The sequence below is a fragment of the Kitasatospora sp. NPDC001159 genome, from assembly GCF_053598235.1.
The window spans coordinates 78940-95547 of record NZ_JBSFJV010000024.1 but is presented as its reverse complement, the minus strand read 5'-3'; the positions used below and the strand labels follow the sequence as shown (position 1 = coordinate 95547).

The following is a 16608-nucleotide window of genomic DNA, read 5'->3' as shown; positions in this document are numbered from 1 at the left end:
GTCGAGCTCGCGACTGAAGGCCCGGTAGCCCAGGCGTTCGTAGAGGGCGCGAGCGCGCGGGTTGCTCTCCTCGACGCCGAGTTCGGCGCGGGTCATCCGCGGCATCCGCTACGCCCAACCGCCGGTCGGACCGCTCCGCTTCGCCGCCCCCGCCCCGCCCGACCGCTGGGACGGCGTCCGCGAGGCCTACGAGTTCGGCCCCGGCGTCCCCCAGTCCGGCCCGCTGCCCGCCGAACCAGCCCGGGGCACCGACTGGCTCACGCTCAACGTCTGCACCCCCGACCCGGGCACGGCGGGGCTGCCGGTGCTGGTCTGGATCCACGGCGGCGGGTACATCTCCGGCACCTCGGGCGACCCGCTGTACGACCCCACCGAGCTGGCCCGGGCCGGGCTGGTCGTGGTGAGCGTCAGCTACCGGGTGGGCGCGGAGGGTTTCGCGCTGCTGGCGGGCGCCCCGGCCAACCGCGCCTTCCTGGACCAGATCGCGGCCCTGGAGTGGATCCAGCGCAACATCGCCGCGTTCGGCGGCGATCCCGACCGGGTGACCGTCGCCGGCCAGTCCGCCGGTGCCGGATCGGTCGCCGCGCTGCTGACCACGAGCCGGGCCGGCGGCCTGTTCCGCCGAGCCGTCGCCCACAGCGTCCCGGGCAACCTCTGCACCCCCGCGCTGGCCGCCGAAGTCACCGCCGCCCTGGCCGGACAACTCGGCACGGCCCCCACCGCCACCGCCCTGGCCGAGGTCGACCCCTGGCGTCTGGCCGCCGCGGTCACCGACCTCGGAACCGCGCTCCCGAGGCACCTCGCGCGCTGGGGACGGCTGGCGCAGAGCGGCATCGCCACCACCCCGGTGGTCGACGGCGAGCTGCTGCGCGAGGAGCCGTGGGCCGCCCTCGCCGCCGGACGGGCCGACGGGACCGAGCTGCTGGTCGGCCACACCCGCGACGAGTTCCGGCTGTTCAGCGTCCTCGCCGGGCGACACGGCAGTTTCACCGACGAGGAGGCCCGAACCGCCTTGGACCTGTTCGCCCCGCACCCGGCCGGCCCGGACGCCTACCGCACCGCCCACCCGGGGGCCGACGCCGGGGAACTGCTCGAAGCAGTCAGCTCCGACGCCCTCTTCCGGATGCCCTCGCTCCGCCTGGCCGAGGGCAATGCCGCGGCCGGCGGCAGCTCCTACCTCTTCGAGCTGGCCTTCCCCGCCCCCGCCATGGGCGGAGTGCTCGGCGCCTGCCACGGGCTGGACATCCCGCTGGCCTTCGGCACCCTGGACACCGCGATGGGCAGGCAGTTCCTCGGCGACCCGCCCGGCCCGGAGGCCGTTGAGGTCTCCTGCGCACTGCGACAGGCGTGGATCCGCTTCGTCTGCACCGGCGACCCCGGCTGGGCCGCCTACGAGCCGGAGCAGCAACCCACCCGGGTGTTCGACGTCCGCTCCGGGACCGTCCGCTACCCCGAGCAGTCCTCCCGGGCCATCTGGGCGGGGCACACCCCCACCGCCTTCGACCTCGTCTGAGGAGAACGGCGAGAACGGCGAGAACGGCGGGCTCAGCGGAGTCAGATCGCCAGATCCCGTCGCTCCAGCAGCCGGAACGCCGCCAGCAGCCCCAGCAGCCCCACCCCGAGCAGCACTCCCAGCGCCGCCCACGGCACCCCGCCGTGCGCGAGCACGTCGCCCGGCGCGTAGTAGTGGAACGGGCTGAGGTAGCGCAGTGGTTCGGCCGGGGACCAGGCCAGGGCGACGAAGTTGAGCGCGAAGCCGACCGCGCCGAGGGCGACGGCCGCGCCGATCACATGCGCCCGTCTCCGGCTGAGCGCGGACACCGCCAGCACCGGCCCGGTCAGGCAGAACGCGAAGGCGCAGCCCAGCAGTCCCGCGGTGAACACCCCGCCCTCCGGGACGGCGTCGCGCAACTTCGGGGAGAAGGCCACGCCGAGTGCGACGGTCAGCGTGGCGGCGGCGTTGAGCAGCACCGAGGCGGCGACCAGCGCCCCGGCCCGCTCGGCGAGCAGTCGGCGCCGGGAGACCGGACGGGTCATCAGCAGCTCGATGGTGCCGGACTCGACGTCGGCCGCAACGGCGGCGGCGCCGAGCGCGCCGATCGCGGTGAGCTGGAGCGCGATCCAGAACGGGTGGGTGAGCCCGGCGCCGAGCAGGCCCGGGTAACTGGCGATGGAGACATCGCCGTTGGAGCCGCTGAAGGCCTTGAACGCGCCGGGCGGGGTGCGGCGGGCGCCGAACAGCTCGGTGGGCGGGACGGTTCCGGCGATCACCACGATCAGGGTCTCGAAGACCACCATGCCGAGCAGCAGGCTGAGCAGCATCCGGCGCCGCCGGTGCAGGGCGAGCCAGACCAGGGGGAGGCGGCGGCTGACGGTGGCCGCGGTCATCGCGCCTCCTCCCCTTCGACGGCCTCCTGGTCGGTCGAGCGGTAGAGGTCGAGGAAGGCCTCGTCCAGGCCCGCCTCCTCCACGGTCAGGTCGGCGACCGGCAGTTCGGCCAGCAGGCTCCGTACGGCCGGGACCACCTCGTCGGGCGGCACCAGCAGCTCCACCCGTCGGCCGTCCCAGCGCGGCGACCAGCGTTCGGCGGCGCCGAGCGGACGGGCGCCCTGCCCGTCGGCGAAGACCAGGCGCACCCGTCGCGCCCGAGCCTGGCGCAGCTCGGCCACCGAGCGGACGGTCACCAGCCGGCCCAGGCGGACGATGGCGACCCGGCCGCAGGTCCGCTGCACCTCGGGCAGGACGTGGCTGGAGAGCAGTACGGTGCGGCCGGCCACGGTCTCCTCGGCGAGCAGTTCGAAGAAGGTCTCCTGGACCAGCGGGTCCAGCCCCTCACTGGGTTCGTCCAGCACCACCACGGCGGGCCGGTGCTGGAGCGACTGGACCAGCCCGAGCTTCTGCTTCATGCCGCGCGAGTACTCCCCCACCGGGCGGGCGAGGTCGGCCGGTGAGAGTTTCAGTCGTTCGCACAGCTCGCGTTGGCGGGGCACCGGGGCGCCCTGGAGGGCGGCGAGCAGGTCGAGGGTCTGCTGCCCGGTGAGTTCGGGGTAGAGGCGCAGCTCGCCGGGCAGGTAGCCGAGCGCGGGGGCGAGCCGTCGGTGGTCGGCCACCGGGTCCAGGCCGAGCACCCGCACCCGGCCGTCACTGGGGCTGAGCAGGCCGACCAGGCAGCGCAGGGTGGTGGTCTTGCCTGCGCCGTTGGGGCCGAGCAGGCCGAACACCTCACCGGCCCCGACCGTCACGTCCAGGTCCTCGATGCCGATCGTGGCACCGTACCGCTTGGTGAGCGCGGTCAGTTCGATCACTGGTGCGGTTGCGTTCCCCGGCATGCCCACCTCCTGTGGCCGGCTCCTCGGATGCGTGTGGGACATCCAAGCGCGGGCGCCCCGGGCGAGTCGAGAGACACGGCCGGAACTTGTGCCCGCCCTCCTCGCCGTTCCCCCGTTGCCGTCCCCTTGCCGCTCACCCCTTGCACACGCCCAGTGGCACCAGGCGGGCCACCTGCCGGGCCAGCCCCGCGGCCTCGGTGACGGCAGCCACCGCGTCCACGTCCTTGTACGCCTCGGGCGTCTCCTCGGCCAGCGCCCGCATCGAGGTGGGCCGCACCGCGATGCCGCGCGCCTCCAGGTCGCCCTTCAGCCGCTCGCCGCGCACCATCCGCAGCGCCTGGTGGCGGCTCCACACCCGCCCGGCGCCGTGGCAGGCGGAGCGGAAGGCCTCGTTGCCGGGCAGCCCGACCATGACGTACGAGGCGGTGCCCATCGTCCCCGGCACCAGCACCGGCTGCCCGGCCTCGGCCAGGTCGGCGGGCAGGTCGGGGTCGCCGGGCGGCAGGGCGCGGGTGGCGCCCTTGCGGTGGACGCACAGCTTCCGCGCCACCCCGTCCACCTCGTGGGTCTCCAGCTTGGCGAGGTTGTGCGACACGTCGTAGACCAGCTCCAGCCCGACCCCGAGCGCGGTGGCGAAGGCGCGGCGGGCGGCCTCGGAGAGCAGCTGGCGGTTGGCCCGCCCGTAGTTGGCGGCGGCGGTCATGGCGCCCAGGTAGGCGCGGCCGCGCGGGGAGTCGACCGGGGTGCAGGCCAGTTGGCGGTCCGGGAGCTCGATCCGGTAGCGGTGCAGCTCGCGGTCCATAGCGCGGACGTGGTCGGTGCAGATCTGGTGGCCCAGGCCGCGCGAACCGCAGTGGATCATGACGCAGACCTGGCCCGGCCGCAGCCCGAAGGCGGCCGCCGTCCGCGGGTCGTGCACCTTGTCGACGGCCTGCACCTCCAGGAAGTGGTTGGCCGAGCCGAGGCTGCCGACCTGCTGGAGCCCGCGTTCGACGGCCCGGGTGCTCACCTCGCCGGGGGCCGCGCCCGCCAGCACGCCGCGGTCCTCGCAGCGCGCCAGGTCGCGCGGCACGCCGTGGCCGTGCTCCACGGCGTAGCGGGCGCCGCCGAGCAGCAGCTCGTCCAGTTCCTCCGGCCCGGCGAGGTGCCACAGGCCGCCGCGGCCGAGCCCGCGCGGAACGGTGTGGTCCAGCAGGTCCATCAGGCGGCGGATCCGCTCGGCGCCGAGTTCGTCCCGGGAGACCCCGGCGGCGAGCAGCCGGACCCCGCAGGAGATGTCGAAGCCGACCCCGCCGGGCGAGACCACCCCGCCCTGCTCGACGTCGGTGGCGGCGACCCCGCCGATCGGGAAGCCGTAGCCCCAGTGCACATCGGGCATCGCGAAGGAGGCCCGGACGATCCCGGGCAGCGTCGCCACGTTGGCCACCTGCTCCAGCGCCTTGTCCCCGGCGGCCTGCGGCAGCAGCACGTCGGTCGCGAACACCACGCCCGGCACCCGCATCGGCGGGCGCTGCTCGATCCGCCAGCGGCAGCGGCCCGCCTCGGTCAGTACGATCTCCACCTCGCTCACCCCGCTCCCGCAGTGCGCGCCGTTCGCACAGCGCACGTCCTAGACGTCCACGGTGGCCGAGCAGGTCCAACCGTCCGGCCCGGCGCTCAGCTCCAGGCCGTGCAGCGAGACGGCCTTCGGCACGGCGCCGACCACCGCGGCGGTGGCGGCGTCGGCCATCCGGAACCGGACCTCGACGCTCCGGGCGCCGTCCAGGCCCCTGATCGGGCCGAAGGCGAGCGCGACCGGCAGTTCACCGTCGGCGTCCATCCGGTAGATGACCTCCTCCAGCACGCCCGCGAGCAGGTCCGGGTCGCTCACCGCGAGCACGATGCACCCGCGCTCGCCGACGATCCGCGCGCCGGACAGGTCCGCGAAGCTGCCCACGACGGCGAGCACCAGCTCGCCGATGCAGCCCTCGGCCGTCGGCGCCCAGGCCTCCACCCGCAGGTCCGCCGTGTGCGGCACGCTCCGGTGGCCGCGGCCGGACCGGCCCGCGGGCCCGTGTCCGTCCACGAGCGACGCCTCCCGCACCCGTTGCCGTCTTCCCTCCAGCGTCGTCCCAGGGGCCGTCCGGGGGCAAGTGCGGCCAGGTCCTGCCTTGCGGATCCCTGCCGGGTCCGCCAAGACCCACCGGACAGTCCCTAGTTCCCGACCGACGAGAGGTACGCGGCGGTCAGCTCGGGCGTGGCCAGCCAGGCGGCGTGGTCGCTCGGCTCGGCGGAGGTGTTGGCGAGCCGACGGGCGACCTGCTCGTGCTCGGCGGCGGCCGCGAAGACGCCCTGCAGGTGGTCCGGCACGGTCAGCATCGCTGCCGTGAACTCGACGGTGTGGCGGGCGTGTTGCTGCCAGAATCGCTCGGCGGTGCGGCACATCCAGTCCGCCGTGAACGGGGCGTCGCCGTGCTCGACGATCGCCCGCCGGTACGCCTCCGCCGCACGCGCCGCACCGTTGGCGCCCTGGCCGGTGATCGGGTCGTTGACCACCACGGCGTCGCCGAGGCCCAGCACATGGACGGCATCCACACCCGAGCCCAGCTCCGCCACCGGCCGGCGGACCGTCGGGGTCACCGCGCCGCAGAGCCCGGCCCGGGCGTCGGTCGGCTCCGCCTCCCGCCAGAGCTCCGCCTCCCAGGGCAGGTACTCGGCCAACAGCTCGCGGAGCCGGGCCAGTTGGACCTCGGGCGTCGGGCCGTCACCGAACGCGTCCAGCGGCCCGCCGGGCAGCGCCTCCCAGAGCAGGATGTCGCAGGGCCCGGAGAGCGTCAGGGCCGGCTGCAGGTACAGCTCGCCGAGGCCGGGCAGGGCGTGCATCCGCGCCCTGGGGCCGGCGGCCGGGTCGGGCGAGCCCACGCCGTGCGCGTACAGGCAGGAGAGGGATCGCTGCGGCCGGTCGAAGGGCGAGCGGACGGTGTGCCGCTCGAAGATCCCGGCCAGCTCTCCGCGACCGGCCGCGACCACGGTCAGCTCGTGCCCGTGGGCCAGCTCGTGCAGCCCGGCCCGGTCCAGCGAGCGGTACTCGACCCGGCCGCCGCGCTCCGCGAGCAGTTCCAGCCAGCGGGCCAGCTTGATCCGCTGGTCCACCGACTGGGCCGGCTCGTCCAGGGTCATGATGAACTCCAGCGCCCGGGTGGCCGGCGGCGCCGCGAGCACCGCCTCCACCGAGGAGACCGCCGGCGCCTCGCCCGCCCACAGGTCCAGCCCGGCGGCCGCCTCGATCCGCAGCGCCGGGCCGAACATCGCCTGGGTGGACAGCACCCGCCCGCCGCGCACCTGCTCCGGCGTGCGCTCGGCCACCAGCGTCACCCCGTACCCGTCGGCCACCAGCCCGAGCGCGAGCTGCAGGCCGCCCTGGCCCGCTCCGACGACGGCGATCCGACGCATGGGGGCCTCCCGAGGGTTCGCTGACGTGACGTCAGCGAACCCTAACCCAGCCGCCAGGCCTCCGGCAGGGTTCTGACGGCGGTTCCGACGGCGGTTCTAACCGAGCAGATGTGCGATGATCACCCGCACCACGGCATCGACCTGGTCCGCCACGTAGAAGTGCCCGCCCGGGAAGACCCGCAGGTCAAAGCCGCCGGTGGTGTGCCGCTCCCACTGGGCGACCTGCTCGACCGTCGCGTTGCCGTCGCTCTCCCCCACCAGGCCGACGATCGGCTGGGTGACGACGGCGTCCGGGGCGGCGCAGTAGGTCTCGATGGCGGTGTAGTCGGCCCGCAGCGCCGGGACGATCAGCTCGCGCAGCGCCGGGATGGTGAGGATCCGCTCGTCCGTCCCGCCGAGCCGGACGATCTCCTTGAGCATGCCGTCGTCCGACAGCTGGTGCATCCGGCTGTCCCGGGGCAGCGAGGGCGCGCGGCCCGCGGACACGAACAGCCGCTCGGGCCCCGCCAGACCGTCCCGGGCGAAGCACCGGGCCACCTCGAAGGCGACGGCCGCGCCCATGCTGTGCCCGAAGAAGGTGAGCGGCCGGTCCGCCCACTCCCGCAGCTCCCGGTAGGCCTGCTCGGCGAGCTCCGGCACCGAGTCGATCGGCGGTTCCGCGAAGCGGTTCTGCCGCCCCGGGTACTGGACGGCGAGCACGTCCGCGTACGGCGCGAGCGCGTTGGCGTGGTCCAGGTAGTAGCTGGCCGAGCCACCGGCGTGCGGGAAGATCACGACCCGGGCGGGTGCGGAGTCGGACGGGTTGAACCGGCGGAACCACGGGTTGTCGACGGCGGCGCTGCTGGGCATGCGGGGTGTGGCCTCTCTCCGTGACGGACTCTGCTCTTCCCAGTTTCGCAGTGCGCTCGCGGCGATGGGGGCGATTACGGTGTGTTACCCGGATCACGCCCTCAGGTCACACCCGTCCGTCACGCGCCCTCAGCCCCCTCCTCAGTCCTCCTCCGACTCGTCCACCAGGCCCGCCCAGGGGTCGACGGCCGGGTCGGGTTCGGTCACCCAGCCGGCCGCCAGGACCAGCCCGGAGAGGCGGTGGACGGCGAGGAACCCGAAGGGGCGGGCGAAGCTCACCCGGGCGAGCCGCTGAAGGTACGGCGGCGGCCGGTAGGCGCCCGCGGCGCTCCCGGCCGCCGCGCTCAGGGCGGTCACCGAGGAGGCCCGGAACCCGCGCCGGCCGAAGGTCGCGGTGGCCCGCTGGCGGGCGCTGTTCCGTCGGTCTCCCGCACCGCCCAGGCGTCCAGCCGCTTGCGGTCCTGCTCGGCATCGCCGGTCAGCCGCCCGTGCACGTCCGCCGGCAGCCCCGCCCGCCACTCCGGGCGCAGCCGCAGCCGGTCGTTCGTCCAGAGCCCCAGCGCCGTCCGAACCGCCGGGATCCCCCGCAGCAGGCCCAACATCTCACGGGCGCGCTCCGCGGCGACCACCGACGGCAACCCGAGCGCCTCCACCAACTCGCCCTGAACGGGGACGCTCCCGGCCGGTGCCAGCAACCCGAGCAGCGGCCACACCCCGGCCGGCATCAGCACCGTCCCGCCCTGCGGGTCGAGCTGCTCCAGCCAACGCTCTCCCAACCCGTTGGCTGCCCGTACGACCTCGGCCCTGCTCATGCGCTCCCCCGTGCTCGGCCCTTCAGCGCACCGAGCGTAGGGCCGAGCGACTACGCGCGGCGAACGGATTTCCCGCTCACGCCTGACGACGGGCCAGATATTCCACGCGGGTCAGTTCGTGGACCCGCACGACGCGGCCGTTACCCGGGACGGTCGTCTCGCGTTCGGGCCGCAAGCCGAGCTTGGCCATGACACGCTCGGAGGCGGAGTTGCCAGCCTGGGCGATGCTGATGATCCGCTCCAGGTCGCGCCCCTCGAACGCGAACCGCAGCACCGCCGTCGCCGCCTCGGTGGCGATGCCCCGACCCCAGAACGGTCGGCCGAGCCGCCAGCCGATCTCGACGGCGGGCAGCACCTCGGGCAGGAAGGACGGAACGGCCAAGCCCGTGAACCCGACGAGTTCACCGGTCGCCCGCAGCTCCACCGCGAACAGGCCGAAGCCCTCGATGTCCCAGCCCTTCTCAATCCGCTCGATCGCCAGCCGCGTCTCCTCCAGGGTGAGGACCCTCCCGTCGCGGATCCACCGCATCACCTCGGGGTCCGCATTCACCGCGGCCATCGCCGGCACATCGCTCTCGCGCCAACGACGCAGGACCAGACGGGAGGTATCGATCGTCACCATCCATCCATCCTCCCCTTCCGCCACCGCGATTCAACGCGATCGAGCCAGGAATCCCGTGGCTTTAGCCATCAGGAGGAACGGCTTCCCTGAGCTGGGCGGCGCGGAGCGCCGCCGCGTCGCTCCGAGTCGCCCAGCTCAGTCGGGACGCTTCCGGTCCTCGATGTATTCCTTGGTGATCGACAGCGGGGCAGCGCCGCAGGATGCGGCGAAACAGGCAGGGGACCGGAAGTGGTCTCCCCACAGGTACTTGCGGATGTGGTCGTCGTACTCCTGGCGGAGCCTGGGGGCAGAGACGCCCTTGAGGCTGCCGGCCGCGCTCGCCGTTGAACTCGCGCAGCTCGGCGCGGAAGTGGGCGCACACGTCCCGCGCGGCCGGTTGGGCGCTACCTGCAAGCTCGGCCGTCCACGGCCGAGAAGCCGACGCCCTCTGGACTCCGCGCCCGCAGCCAACCTCAACGCGCGGCACCGAACCGAACCGCCTCCGCCCGCGAACGGGAGACCCCATCAAGCAGCAGCACCGACACCGCCTCCGGCGTCGGCATCGACCCGCCCACTGCAAACGCCGCCAACAGCCGCTCCAGCCCCCGACGGTGCCGGGCGAACACCCGGGCCGAGGCATGCCGCCCACGCGCCCGCTGCCCATCAAGCGCGGCGTCCGCGCCGACATCCAACAACACCAGATGCAGCTCACGCCCCTGCCGCTCGGCCTCCCGCGCGAGCCACCGCCGCATCCACGCCCGGCTGCCGCAGTCATGCACCAACATCGGCCCACCCCGCCGCACCGACCTGCGCAACAACCGGAAGTGCTCCACCCGCGCCCACGGACGGTACACCCCGTACGGCAGCCACCCCGGCATCACCGCCTCACAAGCCTCGTGCACCGCCCGCGGATCCACCGCCCGCACCACACCCCCTCCCCCGCACCAGCGCCGCAGCAACGTACTCTTCCCAGCCCCCGGCAGCCCGGACACCACCACCACAGCATCAGTCGGATACGCCACCACGAAGCCCGCCCCACCAGCTCCCCGCAGGTCCACCACCCCCCGCGGCGCCACCATCACATCCACCTCGCCGCCCACCACTCCCCGTTCGCATCCGACCGGGAACCCTAACAACACCCTCTGCCCGCCCGTCACGCCCGATCTGCGGTCCCCGTGGCGCCGCGGCCGCCACGGATGACCGAAGAACTCGGCGCGTGGATCGTGAACGGGATCGTGACGGGCGGGGCGAACGAGTGGCTGAGCCGCGTGAGTTCGGTCATCTCCGGGCAGGTCGCGGTGAGGGTCCCGAATCGCCGCTCGACGCGGACGGCAACGCGCACCCGCCGCCGTCATTCACAAGATCGCCATCGCGATCTGGCACGTCCTGCACGACAAGGCCGGATACCGCGGTCTCGGCACCGACCACGTCACCCGGCGCGACCCCGAACGCGCCACGCGCCGCGGTCAGCGTCAGTCCAGTCCCGGGTAGTAGCCCCGTTGGTACGGCGACAGCCCCGAAGACGGTCAACTGGCCCCCGCCGCGGCGGATCTGGCAGACCTGTTCCCTGCGGCATTCGGTGCAGTTGGTCCGTCCACGGGGCTCGCTGGGCACCCACCCACGGCCACCGCATCCGCGGCACCACCCGAGGCCTCCGCACTCGTAGCAGAGTACGTAACCGGGCGTGACAGTCTCCGGCGTCCGCACCGGATCCGGCCACTGGAACGGTTCCGGCGGGTGAAGCGCCAGCGCCGGCGTCTGCCCGCTGAACATCACGGCGGACGTGTGGTCGCCCGTCCGGATGCGGATGCCATTGCCGTCACGGCGGGCGACGACCACGCTGCAGCGCTTCCCGCCGTCGTATTCCTGCGACGTCGTGACGCCCCAACCGGCCGAACCGAGGAGGACGGCCGCACGGGAGGCGGTCTCGGCAGCGGTGACGGTCACGGGACGTTCGCCGCGGAACACGGCCGAATAGTCCTGCGCGCGCACGCCGCCGAGCTGGGCAACGCAGCGGCTCGTGCCAGTCGGCGACCGACGGCTCGTCGAGGAACAGCCGGCTGAGGTCGGCGCCAGGGGTCAGGTCAGTGATCAGGTCGACCAGTTGCCCACGCAGGGACCGGCCCAGCCGGTCCAGCTCGCCCCGCGCTCCTGAAGTCTCAGCCACGACAGCCCCTTGGTGCCGGAACGCATCACGGGGCCCGGCGCCCGGGCCCCTTCCGGGTCTTCGCCCCGAGCGAAATCACCCTGCTCACGCTGCGCTCGGGCGGCACGTCGCCGGCCGCGTGACGCACCGGAGCCGTCGGAAGAGTCGGCTGGCGCGTCTCGTCAGGCGACGGGCGATGGATGGCGTCCCGTCAGTCGATGGTGAGCACCAACTTCCCCGTGACCCTTCCGGTTTCGCCGAGCTCGTGGGCCTTGGCGGCGTCCGCCAGCGGGAAGACGGCGTCGACATGGACCTTCAGCCTGCCGGTCTCGACCAGCTCCGTGATGGCCAACAGCGCCCTCCGGTCGGGCTCGACCAGCATGAAGCCCGAACGGATGGAGCGCGCGGCCGCGGCCGCGGCGAGCGCCTCGGTCTCGCGGGCCGGGAGGGTGATCAACGTGCCGCCGTTCCGCAGGACCGACAGCGAGCGTTCCTGGTAGGCCCCGGCGATCGGGTCGATCACCACGTCCACCTCGGAGACCACCGACGCGAAGTCGACATCCCGGTAGTCGATCACCTCGTCCGCGCCCAGGCCCCGTACGAATTCGTGCTTGCCCGCGCTGGCCGTGCCGATGACGTGCGCGCCGTACGCCTTGGCGATCTGAACCGCCAGGTGCCCGACGCCTCCTGCCGCCGCGTGCACCAGGACTCGCTGCCCCTCCCGCAGGGCCGCCGTGTCCACCAGGGCCTGCCAGGCCGTCAGCGCGGCCAGCGGCAGGGCCGCCGCCTGTACGTGGTCGAGTCCGGCCGGCTTGGGGGCGAAGTGGCGTGCCGGAGCGGCCACGTACTGGGCGTAGCCGCCGACCATCCGCGGGAAGCCCGGCATTCCGTACACCTCGTCGCCCGGCCGGAAGATCGTCACACCGCGGCTGACCGCCTCCACCACGCCCGAGACGTCCCACCCCACGATGCCGTCCCCGGGGACGTACAGGGCGCCGACCGCCCGGGTCTTCCAGTCCACCGGGTTGACGCCGGCCGCGTGCACCCGGACCAGGATCTCCGTCGGACCGGGTACCGGCCGCTCCCGTTCCACGACCTTCAGGACCTCCGGCCCGCCCGGCTCTTCGAAGGCCACGGCCAGCATCTTCTCCGCCATCCTGAATCACTTCCCGTCTCGTTCGCGGTTGATCAGCGCTTGCTCCAGCCTGACGCCGCCGATCAACCGAAACCAGTGGCCAGATTGCCAATAAGTGAGAGAATCTGGCCATGCAACAGGCCAGGCACCGCGTCGTCATCCTCGCCCTCCCCGGCGTCATGCCCTACGAACTCGGCATCCCCGCAAAGGCCTTCGGTCTCGCCTACGGCCCGGACGGGAGCCGGCTCTACGAGGTGCTCACCTGCACCCCGGACGGCCGGCCGGTGCAGACCAGCAATGACTTCTCGATCGCCGTCGAGCACGACGCGAGCGTGATCGCCACTGCCGACACCCTGATCGTGGCGCCCATCAACGACCCGATCGGCAGCAGCGACCCGCTCGCGGAACCGGTCGCCGCCGCTCTGGCCCAGCTCAGGCCCGGGACCCGCCTGGTGTCGATCTGTACGGCCTCCTTCGTCCTCGCCGCCACCGGACTGCTCGACGGCCGGCCCGCCACCACGCACTGGTGGTACACCGAGCGCTTCCGCAAGCTGTACCCGCGGACCCCGCTCGACCCCGATGTGCTCTACGTGGACGACGACGACGTGCTCACCTCGGCCGGCGCCGCCGCCGGGATGGACCTCTGTCTGCACCTGATCCGCCGCGACCACGGCAGCGAGATCGCCAACCAGGTCGCCCGCATGTGCGTCGTTCCGCCATGGCGCGAGGGCGGACAGGCGCAGTACATCGCCCGCCCCGTCCCCGATGCGACCGGCAGCGACACCGCCCGGGCCCGCGAGTGGGCCCTCCGACAACTGCACCAACCCATCCAGCTGGCCCAGTTGGCCACCCAGGCGGGCATGAGCGTGCGCACCTTCAGCCGTCGTTTCCTCGCCGAGACCGGCCAGACCCCCGGCCAGTGGCTCACCACCCAGCGGCTCGAACTCGCCCGCAGGCTACTGGAGTCCAGCGACCTGCCGGTGGACCAGGTCGCCGAGCACGCCGGGTTCGGCAGCGCCTCCTCCCTGCGTCAGCACCTGGCCGCTGCGATCGGCGTCTCACCTGCCGCGTACCGCCGCACCTTCCAGGGCCGGAACCACGACCCGACCGGCCCTCAGCCAGTCAGCCCCACCGGCTGACCCCGGCGACGGCGATACCGGAGGAGTCCCACCGCCTCCGCGGCACGAGCGCGTGTTCACCGTTTTGACGAAGCCGACGAGCGGAAGTCCTGGCAGCGGCCGTTCGTCCTGCTGGTCGTCGCCCTGGTGTGATCCCCCCGCTACCGCCGCAACCCCCGCTACCGCCGCGACCGCCGCGACCGTGGCGCACTCGCGGCGCCGGCACCACTAGGCTGACGCTCCGTCAGACAGGGAGGGTGGGCATGACAGAGGCAGGTCCGACGTACACCGGGCTGGTGCTGGACGGACTGGCGCGGGACCCGGGGCGGGTGGCGCTGCGACGCGGGGACGAGGCGCTGACCGGCCAGGACTGTCTGGACGCGGTGTTCCGGATGGCCCGTGCGCTGGAGCGGGCGGGGTTGGGGCGCGGGGACGGAGTGACGGTGCTGGCCGGGAACCGGCCGGAGGCGCTGTTGGTGCGGCTGGCGGCGAACCTGATCGGGTGCCGGGTGGCGATGCCGCATCCGGAGAGTCCGGTTCCCGAGCTGGTGGCGCTGGCCGAGTTCGTCGAGACGACGGCGCTCGTGTTCGATCCGTCGGCCTGCTCCGCCGCGGCCGACGCGATCGCGCGAGCGCTTCCGTCCGCCGGCCTCTTCGCCCTCGGCCCGACGGCACTCGGCGCGGACCTGCTGGAGCTCGCCGCGGCCTGTTCCCCCGCACCCTCGCAGCCGCGGTACGAGCCCGAGGACGTGATGGCCGTGCGGTTCACCAGCGGCACCACCGGACGGCCGAAGGGCGTGCTGCGCCTCTTCGCGCGCCCGCCGCGGCCCGCGCTGCTGTCCGGGGCGTCGTTCCTGCTCTGCACGCCGCTGTGCCACGGCGGCGGTACGACGGCGGACTTCGCCCTGGCGGCGGGCGGCACGGTGGTGCTGCAGGAGGGCTTCGACGCCGGCGAGGTGCTGACGGCGATCGAGCGGCACCGGGTGTCGCGGGTGTACCTGCCGCCGCATCTGCTCTACGCGCTGCTGGACCACCCGCTGCTGGCCACGACCGACACCGGCAGTCTGCGCCGGGTCGGCTACACCGGCTGTACCCCCTCGCCGCGCCGGCTGGCGGAGGCGACCCGGCGGCTGGGGCGGGTACTGCACCAGACCTACAGCCTGACGGAGTGCGGTCCGGTCTCCCGGCTGAGCCCGGACGAGCACCTGGCGCCGCGGCTGCTGATCACCGCCGGGCGTCCGTACCCGGACACCGAGGTGCGCATCCTGGACGAGGAGGGCACACCGCTTCCGCCCGGCCGGACCGGGGAGATCTGTGTGCGCACCCCGACCGCGATGGCCGGCTACTGGCGCGACCCTGAGCTGACCGAGCGGGTGCTGCGGGACGGCTGGCTGCACACCGGTGACCTGGGCGGTCTGGACGCGGCCGGTTTTCTGACGGTGGCCGGGCGGCGGGACCCGATGGCGATCGTCGAGGGGCACAACGTGTTCCCCCTTGCGGTCGAGGAACCCCTGCGGATGCACCCGGACGTCCGCGAGGCGGTGATGTTCGCGACCACCGACCCGGACCGTCTGGAGCGGGTGAACGCCGCGGTGGCCCTCGCCCCGGGCGCGCGGGTGACGGCGGAGCAGCTGCGCCGCTGGGTGGGCGAACGCGGGGACCCCCGGTGCACTCCGGACGCGGTTCTGCTCCTCCCCGCGATCCCGCTGAACAGCCTGGGCAAGCCAGACCTGCCCGCGCTGCGCGCCCTGGTGGACGAGCGGGCCGGACGGCCCGTCACCGCCGCAGGGGCGCGCGAGGGGGTGTGACGCGCCCCGTCAACGCTTCGAGCGCCCGCGCAGGCGACCTCTCGCGCGGCGGTCGGCGGGAAGAACCGACCGTGGGCACTCGACCGTGCGGGCCGAACTGCCGAATCACCTCGGCGGCGTTCCCTCGCACCGTCACCAGGAGGCACTACCTTGACCTGGCTACGCGTCCTCACCGCACTGGGCATCCTCGCCGTGGCGGCCACCGCCTTGCTCGTCTTCGCCCGCTGCACCGCCACCTCCCGGGGGGAGCGCGACGCCGAGGCCGCGCCGCCCGACCTCCGGAGGCACGCCGAGGGCAGCGGCCTCTTCCAGCGGATGAGCGGCGACGGCTGAGGCCGTGTCAGTGCCCGGCCAGATCGTCCGGCCGGACCTCGATGTGGTCGGCCGCGAGGTCCACCGCCACCCGGTGCTCCATTCCGAGCGCCTCCAGGAACTTGACCGGCAGCTGCACCCGACCGGTGCGGTCCAGCATCACGTACTCGCGTTCGTTGATCGACTCCTCGCCGTGCTCGTCCGTCACGGTGCGGCGCAGCACCTCGCTGCTGGTCCGCCCGTCCCTGATGGCGACCGTGCGGCGCACCTCCCCCGCGACCATCGGGTCGTGGGTGACGATGACCACGGTGGCGCCGAGTTCCCGGTTGACGGTGCGGAAGGCCTCGAAGATCACCGCGCCGGTCTCGGAGTCCAGCTCACCGGTCGGCTCGTCGGCGAGCAGCACCGGCGGGTTGTTGGCCATCGCCACCGCGATCGCGACCCGCTGCTGCTGGCCGCCGGACAGCTCGTTGGGCCGTCGGTGGGCGAGGTCGCCGATCTCCAGGGCCTCCATCAGCTCGGCCACCCGCGCGGTCCGTTGCTTCGTTCCCCCGGCCCCGGACCGGCGGCCGCGCAGCTGCATCGGCAGGGCGATGTTCTCGGCGGCGGTCAGGAACGGCAGCAGGTTGCGGGCGGTCTGCTGCCAGATGAAGCCGACCACCTCGCGCCGGTAGCGCAGCCGCTCCTTGGTCGACATCTCCAGCAGGTCGCAGCCCGCCACGGTGGCGGTGCCAGCGGTCGGCACGTCCAGTCCGGCGAGGATGGTGAGCAGGGTGGACTTGCCGCTGCCGGAGGCGCCGACCAGGGCCACCAGGTCGCCCTGCCGGATGGTCAGCTCCAGGCCCTGCAACGCCTGGACCTCGATCCCCTCGGCGCTGAAGATCCGCACCAGCCGGTCGCAGACGATGGCCGCCCCTTCGCCGTACGCCTTGGGCGAGGCGGCGGCGAGGGCCCGCTTCCGGAGCTCCTGCAGGCTGGGGGCCTCGGCGGCCGGCCGCTCCTGGGGGGTGCTCTTCACGGCTGGTCTCCTGTCTCGACGGTCTGGTTGGTCTGTCCGGTACCGGCG

General features: G+C 73.6%; 18 protein-coding genes and 1 pseudogene. 4 read left to right on the top strand and 15 right to left on the bottom strand.

The window, feature by feature from the left end; all coding sequences use genetic code 11:
* Positions 1 to 96: pseudogene (locus ACWC9T_RS15430) on the bottom strand (GNAT family N-acetyltransferase); the annotation flags it as partial.
* Here ACWC9T_RS15430 and ACWC9T_RS15425 point away from each other — a divergent pair.
* Positions 62 to 1513, top strand: a complete 1452-nt coding sequence (locus tag ACWC9T_RS15425) for a carboxylesterase/lipase family protein (protein ID WP_449821552.1) — start codon at positions 62 to 64, stop codon at positions 1511 to 1513. The pseudogene ACWC9T_RS15430 and the gene ACWC9T_RS15425 overlap by 35 nt on opposite strands.
* Positions 1514 to 1554: 41 nt before the next feature.
* Here the strand turns inward: ACWC9T_RS15425 and ACWC9T_RS15420 are convergent, their stop codons facing one another.
* The 13 genes from ACWC9T_RS15420 to ACWC9T_RS15360 form a co-directional block, all read right to left on the bottom strand.
* Positions 1555 to 2388, bottom strand: a complete 834-nt coding sequence (locus ACWC9T_RS15420) for an ABC transporter permease subunit (RefSeq protein WP_449821551.1) — start codon at positions 2386 to 2388, stop codon at positions 1555 to 1557.
* Positions 2385 to 3329, bottom strand: a complete 945-nt coding sequence (locus tag ACWC9T_RS15415; protein WP_449821550.1) for an ABC transporter ATP-binding protein — start codon at positions 3327 to 3329, stop codon at positions 2385 to 2387. Before ACWC9T_RS15415 ends, ACWC9T_RS15420 begins: the two co-directional genes overlap by 4 nt.
* A 133-nt stretch (positions 3330 to 3462) precedes the next feature.
* Complete coding sequence (locus ACWC9T_RS15410; RefSeq protein WP_449821549.1) at positions 3463 to 4890, bottom strand: RtcB family protein; 1428 nt, start codon at positions 4888 to 4890, stop codon at positions 3463 to 3465.
* 48 nt (positions 4891 to 4938) lie between these two features.
* A complete protein-coding gene (locus ACWC9T_RS15405; RefSeq protein WP_449821548.1) occupies positions 4939 to 5346 on the bottom strand; it encodes an archease in 408 nt (135 codons plus the stop codon).
* A gap of 176 nt (positions 5347 to 5522) precedes the next feature.
* Positions 5523 to 6761 carry a styrene monooxygenase/indole monooxygenase family protein gene (locus ACWC9T_RS15400; protein ID WP_449821547.1) on the bottom strand — a complete coding sequence of 413 codons (1239 nt, stop codon included), beginning with the start codon at positions 6759 to 6761 and terminating at the stop codon, positions 5523 to 5525.
* Between the two features lie 96 nt (positions 6762 to 6857).
* On the bottom strand, positions 6858 to 7610 hold the full coding sequence (locus ACWC9T_RS15395) for a thioesterase II family protein (RefSeq protein ID WP_449821546.1): 753 nt from the start codon (positions 7608 to 7610) through the stop codon (positions 6858 to 6860).
* Between the two features lie 141 nt (positions 7611 to 7751).
* Positions 7752 to 7967, bottom strand: a complete 216-nt coding sequence (locus ACWC9T_RS15390; RefSeq protein ID WP_449821545.1) for a hypothetical protein — start codon at positions 7965 to 7967, stop codon at positions 7752 to 7754.
* On the bottom strand, positions 7964 to 8422 hold the full coding sequence (locus ACWC9T_RS15385; protein WP_449821544.1) for a hypothetical protein: 459 nt from the start codon (positions 8420 to 8422) through the stop codon (positions 7964 to 7966). Before ACWC9T_RS15385 ends, ACWC9T_RS15390 begins: the two co-directional genes overlap by 4 nt.
* A 76-nt stretch (positions 8423 to 8498) precedes the next feature.
* Positions 8499 to 9044: a GNAT family N-acetyltransferase gene (locus tag ACWC9T_RS15380; protein WP_449821554.1), complete on the bottom strand. Its 546-nt coding sequence runs from the start codon at positions 9042 to 9044 to the stop codon at positions 8499 to 8501.
* 135 nt (positions 9045 to 9179) lie between these two features.
* Positions 9180 to 9437, bottom strand: a complete 258-nt coding sequence (locus ACWC9T_RS15375; protein WP_449821543.1) for a transposase — start codon at positions 9435 to 9437, stop codon at positions 9180 to 9182.
* A 59-nt stretch (positions 9438 to 9496) separates the two neighbouring features.
* The gene (locus ACWC9T_RS15370) at positions 9497 to 10123 is read right to left on the bottom strand and encodes an AAA family ATPase (RefSeq protein WP_449821542.1); all 627 of its coding nucleotides are present in this window, start codon (positions 10121 to 10123) and stop codon (positions 9497 to 9499) included.
* Positions 10124 to 10301: 178 nt separating this feature from the next.
* On the bottom strand, positions 10302 to 11015 hold the full coding sequence (locus tag ACWC9T_RS15365) for a hypothetical protein (RefSeq protein WP_449821541.1): 714 nt from the start codon (positions 11013 to 11015) through the stop codon (positions 10302 to 10304).
* Between the two features lie 365 nt (positions 11016 to 11380).
* Positions 11381 to 12325 carry an NADP-dependent oxidoreductase gene (locus ACWC9T_RS15360; protein ID WP_449821540.1) on the bottom strand — a complete coding sequence of 315 codons (945 nt, stop codon included), beginning with the start codon at positions 12323 to 12325 and terminating at the stop codon, positions 11381 to 11383.
* A 110-nt stretch (positions 12326 to 12435) separates the two neighbouring features.
* Between ACWC9T_RS15360 and ACWC9T_RS15355 the strand changes: the two genes are divergently transcribed.
* The 3 genes from ACWC9T_RS15355 to ACWC9T_RS15345 all read left to right on the top strand — a co-directional run bounded on the left by ACWC9T_RS15355 (position 12436) and on the right by ACWC9T_RS15345 (position 15563).
* The gene (locus tag ACWC9T_RS15355; protein ID WP_449821539.1) at positions 12436 to 13443 is read left to right on the top strand and encodes a GlxA family transcriptional regulator; all 1008 of its coding nucleotides are present in this window, start codon (positions 12436 to 12438) and stop codon (positions 13441 to 13443) included.
* Positions 13444 to 13685: 242 nt separating this feature from the next.
* Positions 13686 to 15230: an AMP-binding protein gene (locus ACWC9T_RS15350; RefSeq protein ID WP_449821538.1), complete on the top strand. Its 1545-nt coding sequence runs from the start codon at positions 13686 to 13688 to the stop codon at positions 15228 to 15230.
* A gap of 150 nt (positions 15231 to 15380) precedes the next feature.
* Positions 15381 to 15563, top strand: coding sequence for a hypothetical protein (locus ACWC9T_RS15345; RefSeq protein WP_449821537.1), 183 nt, complete (start codon positions 15381 to 15383; stop codon positions 15561 to 15563).
* A 7-nt stretch (positions 15564 to 15570) separates the two neighbouring features.
* Here the strand turns inward: ACWC9T_RS15345 and ACWC9T_RS15340 are convergent, their stop codons facing one another.
* Positions 15571 to 16560 carry an ABC transporter ATP-binding protein gene (locus ACWC9T_RS15340; RefSeq protein ID WP_449821536.1) on the bottom strand — a complete coding sequence of 330 codons (990 nt, stop codon included), beginning with the start codon at positions 16558 to 16560 and terminating at the stop codon, positions 15571 to 15573.
* Between the last annotated feature and the right edge of the window lie 48 nt (positions 16561 to 16608).